We start from the raw sequence: 8,084 nt of genomic DNA, 5'->3' as shown, positions 1-8,084 counted from the left end.
AGAAAAGCTTTTAATCACTGTCAATCAATTAATAACAGAAATAAAGAAAGAGACAGAAATAAGTTCTTATGCAATAATAACACAGGGTGCAAATTATGTTAACGAGAAGAACTTAACCGATTCGGCAACTCCGAAAAATCACTTTTTTATGAGCAGTATTTCTGTTCCGTTCATTGAAGCTTTTGAAATTGATTTTGATATTAGAAAGAGAATTAAGAACAAGGAAATTGAGAAAATGCCATTTTACATTGAACAGAGTTTTTACATTTCGACAAAGAGGAAACACTACAGTTCTGAAGAACCAACTTGGTTTAAGAAGTTTGACTTTGAGAGTGAAAAACTCAAAACTAGTTTGAGTTACTCAGCTTTGACATTTGAGAATATTTGTGACTTGATAGACATATCAGAATGAAAACAACTAAGCATAACATCAGTAACTGTTCCACAATTCTAATTTTAGGTACAAAAGCACAAAATAGTATAAATAGTAACCTCTTTAGAAGTGATTTTAGGGAGGTTTTTTGTTTTTGCGTGAAACCGTAGTATATTAAACTCTATATAAAAAACATTCGTTTTAATTCTTCTACAATCATTTTAATTGATTCAATTTTTGATTGTTCTTATAGTAGTAATCACTACCTTTATTCCAAAGTAGATGCTATGTGTTTTCATGTAAAAGTTACCAAAACAAAAGATCAGATTGAAAAGAAATCAAGGTTGAAATTCAAACCTGAAGTTACATTTACGCCAAATCCTCATTTCAAAGGTTTTGATCATCCGAAATTACCTGTTATCACCAATCAACAAGATTATATTCATTTGTTCGAGTGGGGTTTAGTTCCGCATTGGGCAGGAAATGATTTTAATTCGAATAACACCTTAAACGCACGAATTGAAACAATAGATGAAAAACCATCTTTTCGAGATGCTTACACCAATCGTTGTGTGATATTGGTTGATGGTTTTTATGAATGGCGACACGAAGGCAAAGACAAAATCAAATATGATATTGGAATCAACAATAATTTGATGTGTTTAGCAGGATTGTATTCAGATGACACGTTTACGATTGTTACGAATGAAGCTGTCGGCATTATGGATTATATCCACAATACAAAACATCGAATGCCTGTTGTATTGAATGATGGTGAAAACTTAATGAATTGGCTTAATTGTAAACCTATTGTACCATTTACAGATTTCAGTTATCAACGTGAAGATGGTCAAGTGAGTTTATTTGGATAATTCGGATTTTATATGTCGAAATAAGATTTTTCGGACATCCTTATTATCTTGTTTTTGATCAATAAATAATTTCATTTCATCAAGATTTTCAAGTAAATGATCACAATAACCAAATCCTTTATAAACTCCTTTTTCAATTAATACAATACCTTTTTCATTTTCAGTTCTTCCAACCAATTCAAATAAAAAGTCCTTTTTGGGTAAATGTATTGTTTTCAAAAATTGACGAACTCTTTTGTTGTAAAGTTTCACTTCTTCCCTATTTATACAAGCTCCATTACATTCGTCTAAACTATATTGAAAACAACTTGATTTGGTTTTATATAAACCATTTACTTTTTGACAAAGCTTATATTTTTCAGTGATATAGAATAAATAATCTTTTGCTTCATTTTGTGATGTAAATGAAATGATTTCGTTCCCAGAGTTATCAATTTTCTTCACAATTAATGCATGATAACCATCCGAATTTATTTCTTTATATAATGCGTAAAAGAACTTAATCTTGCGTTGAGCTCGATTAAATATTGGCAGATTTTGTTTGATTAATTCAGATTCTCTCAACAAAGCAATCAATTCATTTCCTGTATTTTCAAATTGTATAGAATGCGTAAAATGCTGAAGTTTAATTTCCTTTTTATCAAGTGATTTGAAATGCTGAATCAATCGTTTTCTAATGTCAATACTTTTTCCAATGTAGATAATATCTTGCTTGTCGTTGTATAAATAATACACGCCACAAATATTTTTTGGAACTTGGTCAACCAACATTTTCAATCTATCATTCAGTACCATGGCACAAATTTACTGAATCAATTTCTAATTATTATTTTTTAACACTTTTCCGCGACACCTTGTAGCGCTTTATTTGCTCAACTTTGTAACATGATGTATGCTTTAGTTGACTGCAATAATTTTTATGCTTCGTGCGAACGAGTTTTTAATCCAACCCTAAATGGAAAGCCAGTTGTGGTACTTTCTAACAATGATGGTTGTGTAATTGCACGTTCTAATGAAGCAAAAGATTTAGGGATTCCAATGGGTGCTCCTGCTTTTGAATACGAGAATAATTTTAGATTAAATAAAATCAATGTTTTCTCTTCAAATTATGCTTTATATGCGGATATGAGTAATCGCGTGATGATGATTTTAAAATCCTATTGTCCTGATATAGAAATTTATTCGATTGATGAATCTTTTCTTCTTTTCAAAGGCTTTGATAACTATGATTTGGTAAAGTACGCCCAAGAAATTAAACAAAAAATATATACCATTACCAAAATCCCTGTTTGTATTGGTATTGCTCCAACAAAGGCTTTAGCTAAAGTGGCGAATCGAATAGCAAAGAAATTTCCTAAACATCATAATGGTGTTTATATGATTGATTCGAAAGAGAAAATAAACAAAGCCTTAAAATGGTTAAAATGTGAGGATATCTGGGGAATTGGGCGACGTTTAGCTAAACGTTTAGCTTTTATTGGTTGTAAAAACGCGTATGATTTTACATTATTGAGTGATGAATACATTAAACGAAATTTCTCCATCGTAGAATTGCGTTTGAAAAAGGAATTATTAGGCGAAAGCGTCTTAAAATTAGATGAAGTTCAACGCAAAAAATCAATTGCGACTACTCGTAGTTTTGAGAAAACAATCAATGATTATGAAAATCTGAAAGAGCGTGTTTCTACATTTGCTGTTTCTTGTGCCGAAAAGCTTAGAAAAGAACAATCAAAATGCAACATTATTACTGTTTTTGTGATGACCAATCGTTTTGATGAAAAGCAATCATTTGTTTCAAACTCATTAAGTACAACCTTAGATTTTGATTCGAATTCGAGCATTGTTTTGTCCAAATCTGCTTTATTTTTATTGGATAAATTGGTGCCTGCAGAAGGAAAAGTTCCTGATTATAAAAAAGCTGGCGTTATTGTTTCGGCTATTACGCCCGATAATCAAGCACAAATGAATTTATTTCATACAGAATCTCCAAAACATAAAGCGTTGATGAGTGTGATGGATCAATTAAATGCAAATTATGGCGATCATATGCTAAAATTAGCATCGCAAGATGTGCGTAGAAAATGGAAAATGAAGCAAGAACGTTTGTCACCTTGTTACACAACAAGATTTACAGATATTTTAAATGTTTATTAAATGGTACATTTTATTCAAGTTCCGAAATTCTCAGAAGAGTTAATCAATATCCCTATCAAAACAGATGGTGAAAAACGATTTGTTCAATTTTTTGGTGATGTTTCAGCAGGTTTCCCCTCTCCTGCTGCTGATTTTGTACAGAATAATATTAGTTTGGATGAAATTTTACTGAATCATCCCGAAGCAACTTATCTTAATCGTGTGGGTGGCGAAAGTATGTATCCTGAATACCTAAAAGGTGATTTACTTATCATTCGATCTGATATCGAACCCAGGCATCATGATGATATTGTGGTATCGGTCAATAATTCGGAATATACCTTCAAACGTTATGATGCCATCAACAAACAACTGATTTCTCTTAATCCGAAATACAAAAATTGTATTCAATTACAAGATGAAGATGTAGTCATTATTTTGGGTGTAGTAACTAGTTTAGTAAGGAATACAAGAAAGTAAGCTAATTGCAATTAATAGCCAGTTTTATTTGACCTTTTTGATATATTCATCCTACTAAAGTAAATAAAATAAATGTTTCTTATTCTTTAGAAAGTCTAAATAATTTCCTCTATTGGATATCCTTTCTGTTTTTTTTAAAAAAAACTTTTATATTGTTATTTTAGAAATTGTTTTCAGTTGGATAAAATCAATATATAATACAGAATAATAAATATCTAGCAGTTATTATTAGCCTAAAAAACAATAAAAATACAATATTTTGGCTCGGTTTTAGTGTGTATTTATTTAACCACAGATCTAAATAATATGGATTTACATTCTGGATTACCTTTTTGGATTGTTAAAAACGAATTTTTTGATTTATATTATCCTCTTCGAAATGATTTTAAAATAGATGTTGCTATAATTGGCTCCGGCATTACAGGAGCTTTAGTTGCGCACGAATTATGTGAAGCAGGTGTAGAATGCGCTCTTATCGATAAACGAACTATTTCTACAGGAAGTTCTGCAGCAAGTACTGCTCAATTGCAATATGAAATTGATACCCCGTTAAGTCAATTAGTAAATATTGTTCCCAAAAAAATTGCTATTGATGCTTATTTCAATTGCTTGGATTCTATTACAGATATAGAAAATATATTCAAAAAAACTAATATTGATGCTGATTTTACACGTGTTCCTACAGTTTTATTAGCGAGTAATCAGCAAGGTGTAAAATTGTTAGACGAAGAATATGCAATAAGAACAGAAGTCGGTTTGCCTGTGAAGTATTTAGATGCTAAGCAATTGAAAACTTACCAAAATATTGATGGAATTGCTGCATTGCAAAATGATACTTCTGCCCAGATGGATGCTTATAAAGGCGCTATCAATTTATTAAAGTATCATCAAGAAAAACATCAATTACAGATTTTTACCCATACAAAAGTGGAAAAAATAGACGAAAATAAGAACAATTGCGAACTATTGACCGAGCATGGACATACTATTTCGTGCAAATATGTAATTGTTGCTACTGGTTTTGAAGCAGGTCAATTTCTACCTAAAAAAGTAATGAATTTATTATCTACTTACGCCATTTGTTCGGCTCCCATTGATAAAAAAATGGTTTGGCCAAATCGTAGCTTAATATGGGAAACAGCAGAACCATATCTTTATATGCGAACAACAAAAGATAATCGATTGATCGTTGGTGGTGAAGATGAAGATTTTCAAAATCCTGATAAAAGAGATGATTTACTTCGAACAAAAATCAAAACTCTTGAACGTAAGTTTAGTCGATTATATCCAGAAATTGAATTCAATACCGAAATGGCTTGGTGCGGAACTTTTAGCTCCACAAATGATGGTTTACCTTATATGGGACCATGGAAAAAAGGTGATCGAACATTATTTGCATTAGGTTATGGAGGAAATGGAATTACATTTTCGATGGTTGCAGCTCAAGTTTTAAAAAATATCATTCTTAACCAAAAAGATAGTCGCTTAGAAACCTTTGGTTTTGATCGACCAACTAAATAATAAAAAAATAAATTTTATAACTACAATCAGAAAGAATATCTAATCTAATTGGATGGTAAATATTAAATAAATATAATTATGAAAAAGAAAACGAAACAAAATATAGCTCGTTATAGCCTAGGTGCTTTTTTAGTGGTAGCTGGTATTACCCATTTAACAATTGCGAGAAAAGAGTTTAAAGCTCAAGTTCCTAATTGGGTGCCCTTAGATAAAGATGATACTGTGGTATATTCAGGAGTGGTAGAAATTGTACTTGGTAGTTCAATTATATTAGTGTCGGACAAAAAGAAAGAACTTGTAGGTAAAGTTATTGCAGGATTTTTTGCTGCTGTATTCCCTGGAAATTGGGCACAATATAAAAATCATAGAAATGGATTTGGTCTAGATACGGATCAGAAGCGTTTAGCAAGACTATTTTTACAACCATTACTCATGCTTTGGGCAATCAAATCAACTCAAAAATAACCATATTCAATAGAGATCAATATATGAATACATCAATATTTTAGAAAATATTAATATGTAAATGATGTATTTGATTCGAAAATTCAACTTATTATTTATAAATAAAATCAACAAAATGAATACAACTAGAATTTCTAACACATTACAAAAAGCTCTAAATGATCAAATCACTTTAGAAGCCTTTTCTGCGCAAATGTATTTGATGCTTGCTTGCTGGGCAGACGAAAATCAATTGGATGGAATCAAAAATTTTATGATGAAACACTCACAGGAAGAGCGTGTACATATGGCTAAAGTTATGGAATACGTACAAGAAAGAGGAGGAATTGTAAAAATTGAAGCTATACAAAAACCTGGTCCTGAACCAAAAAATGTATTAGAGTGTTTTCAAGCTGTTCTAAAACAAGAAATTGAAAATACAGAATCCATTTATAAAATTGTCAAAATGAGCATGGATGAAGAAGATTGGGCTACATGGAATTTCTTACAATGGTTGGTTGCTGAACAAAGAGAAGAAGAGAAATTAGCACTTGATTTATTAGACAAAGCTGAATTGGCAGGAGGAGCTAAAATGTCGGATGCTGCAAAATTTGAACTGAATAAAACAATTGGGACTACTGGACAAGATTTCCCTACTGCAGACCAAATCAACCCATTAGCAGAATAAATTAATTCTTGTAAAATCAAAAATCCCTTAAGTTTTATAAAATTTAAGGGATTTTTGATTGCTAGAAAATAAAGAGAAAATATTAGGGATTTTCTTCATCACTGGATTATCAACCAAAGAAGGTAGCAACAAAATTATTTTTCCATCCAAATGCTTTTTGTCATCACGTAAATCTATTGTTTTGTACTCAGGTAATGTAACACCAACACTTTCGTAAGCCTCATTCAATTTTGCAATGGAATAATGGACATTTAACTCTCCAATACCCTCCAATGCTTTCATAATACGCTGCGATTTCCCTAAAGAATCCCCTATAAAGACCGAAGTTTTTCCTTTCGCTCTATTATGATCTACCCAATCACGTATGTTTTTTTCTTGTTCTGCCACAGAAAGCCAATTGTAAACAGGAAGACCGAAGGTACTTTCGGTAATGAATTCGTGGCATTTTACAGCTTCAAAAGCCGTAGAAAGCCCATCATCTTGCAATTTATAATCTCCAGAAATTACGCTTACATAACCTTTATACTCTATCCTAATTTGTGCTGAGCCGATTATGTGACCTGCAGAATGTAATGAAACTTTAACCCCATTTATAGTTAGTTGTTCGCCATAACCAATACTTTCGCATTCGATATTTCTACCAATTCTTGAAAATAAAATAGGTTTAGTGAAATGATGACACAAATATTTTTTCATTCCACTTCGGGCGTGATCGGCATGTCCATGCGTGATAACTGCTAAATCTACAGGTCGCCAAGGATCAATATAAAACTTCCCTGGAATGCAATAAATACCTTTGGATGTGAATTTTAGCAGTTTCAAATTAATTTGTTTTTTTTGATTTATTTTTTAAATGTTTCGCTACAAAAAATCCTGCAGCGAATACTAGCGATGTTCCGATGATTTTTTGATTTGTTTTTGTTGGTACTGGAATAGCCATCTTTCCATAAACAGCATGTGGATCCGTAGAAGGTTGTAAAACATTACCTTCATCAGCCTTTCCTTTTTTCACCTTCATCATCAGCCTTAAAACACCTGTTGCTAAATTGGTAAAGGTTTCTGGAAAAGCTCCATGTGCAAGCTTTAACATAAATGATGTGGCGTCTGGAAAGGTATCATTTTTAGGTTTGTTTATTAAATTATATATCACCTTTGCGGTATCTTTAGGATCGGCTGCAAACGGAGGTATTTTAAAATCTAAACCTGAGAATTTAGCGGAATGCATATTTCCTGTAGATTGTTGAACTTGTGGATAAACGTTGCAAATATGAATTTCGGGATACACACTATACTCACTTTGTAAACCACTCATCAACCCTTTTATTCCTGTTTTAGTTGCCGAATATACCGAACTAAATGGAGCTGGCATATATCCTCCAATGGAAACATTATTAATTAAAATGCCTTGATTTTGTTCTTTAAAAACGGGTAAAACGTAGTACGCTCCGTGCATATACCCCATTAAATTGGTTTTGATTACTTGTTCGTTTATGTCCATAGGAATTTCCTCAAATTTTCCACTTGCCATAACACCTGCATTATTCACCCACACATCTATGCGTCCAAATTCTTT

10 protein-coding genes are annotated in these 8,084 nt (G+C 31.8%); 7 read left to right on the top strand and 3 right to left on the bottom strand.

Translation table 11 applies throughout. The features are described from left to right. Window positions 1-412, top strand: a 412-nt coding sequence (locus B4J88_RS13445; RefSeq protein WP_291067841.1) for a hypothetical protein, incomplete at its 5' end; no start/stop codon positions are given. 248 nt (window positions 413-660) lie between these two features. After that, window positions 661-1,245, top strand: a complete 585-nt coding sequence (locus B4J88_RS13440) for an SOS response-associated peptidase (RefSeq protein WP_291067840.1) — start codon at window positions 661-663, stop codon at window positions 1,243-1,245. On the opposite strand, the gene B4J88_RS13435 is transcribed toward B4J88_RS13440, so the two are convergent. After that, complete coding sequence (locus B4J88_RS13435; protein ID WP_115000505.1) at window positions 1,234-2,040, bottom strand: GIY-YIG nuclease family protein; 807 nt, start codon at window positions 2,038-2,040, stop codon at window positions 1,234-1,236. The two genes, B4J88_RS13440 and B4J88_RS13435, sit on opposite strands and share 12 nt — an antisense overlap. Window positions 2,041-2,130: 90 nt before the next feature. On the opposite strand from B4J88_RS13435, the gene B4J88_RS13430 reads away from it, so the two are divergent. The 5 genes from B4J88_RS13430 to B4J88_RS13410 all read left to right on the top strand — a co-directional run bounded on the left by B4J88_RS13430 (window position 2,131) and on the right by B4J88_RS13410 (window position 6,511). Beyond that, window positions 2,131-3,399: a Y-family DNA polymerase gene (locus B4J88_RS13430; protein ID WP_311394714.1), complete on the top strand. Its 1,269-nt coding sequence runs from the start codon at window positions 2,131-2,133 to the stop codon at window positions 3,397-3,399. After that, complete coding sequence (locus tag B4J88_RS13425; RefSeq protein ID WP_115000508.1) at window positions 3,400-3,858, top strand: LexA family protein; 459 nt, start codon at window positions 3,400-3,402, stop codon at window positions 3,856-3,858. A 306-nt stretch (window positions 3,859-4,164) separates the two neighbouring features. Then, window positions 4,165-5,379 (top strand): NAD(P)/FAD-dependent oxidoreductase, encoded by a 1,215-nt coding sequence (locus B4J88_RS13420; protein ID WP_291067839.1) that lies wholly within the window; start codon window positions 4,165-4,167, stop codon window positions 5,377-5,379. Window positions 5,380-5,457: 78 nt separating this feature from the next. Beyond that, a complete protein-coding gene (locus B4J88_RS13415; protein ID WP_115000510.1) occupies window positions 5,458-5,844 on the top strand; it encodes a DoxX family protein in 387 nt (128 codons plus the stop codon). Between the two features lie 115 nt (window positions 5,845-5,959). Beyond that, a complete protein-coding gene (locus tag B4J88_RS13410) occupies window positions 5,960-6,511 on the top strand; it encodes a ferritin (RefSeq protein ID WP_280046562.1) in 552 nt (183 codons plus the stop codon). A gap of 27 nt (window positions 6,512-6,538) precedes the next feature. Here the strand turns inward: B4J88_RS13410 and B4J88_RS13405 are convergent, their stop codons facing one another. Continuing rightward, the gene (locus B4J88_RS13405) at window positions 6,539-7,333 is read right to left on the bottom strand and encodes a DNA ligase-associated DEXH box helicase (protein WP_291067838.1); all 795 of its coding nucleotides are present in this window, start codon (window positions 7,331-7,333) and stop codon (window positions 6,539-6,541) included. Window position 7,334: 1 nt separating this feature from the next. Further along, on the bottom strand, window positions 7,335-8,084 hold a 750-nt coding region (locus B4J88_RS13400; protein ID WP_291067837.1), incomplete at its 5' end, for an SDR family NAD(P)-dependent oxidoreductase.

This window comes from Empedobacter sp. UBA5036 (assembly GCF_002415215.1).
In the GTDB taxonomy this organism is placed as follows: Bacteria; Bacteroidota; Bacteroidia; order Flavobacteriales; family Weeksellaceae; genus Empedobacter; species Empedobacter falsenii_B.
The sequence above is the reverse complement of the archived record's forward strand: the minus strand, read 5'-3'. Positions and strand labels throughout refer to the sequence as shown.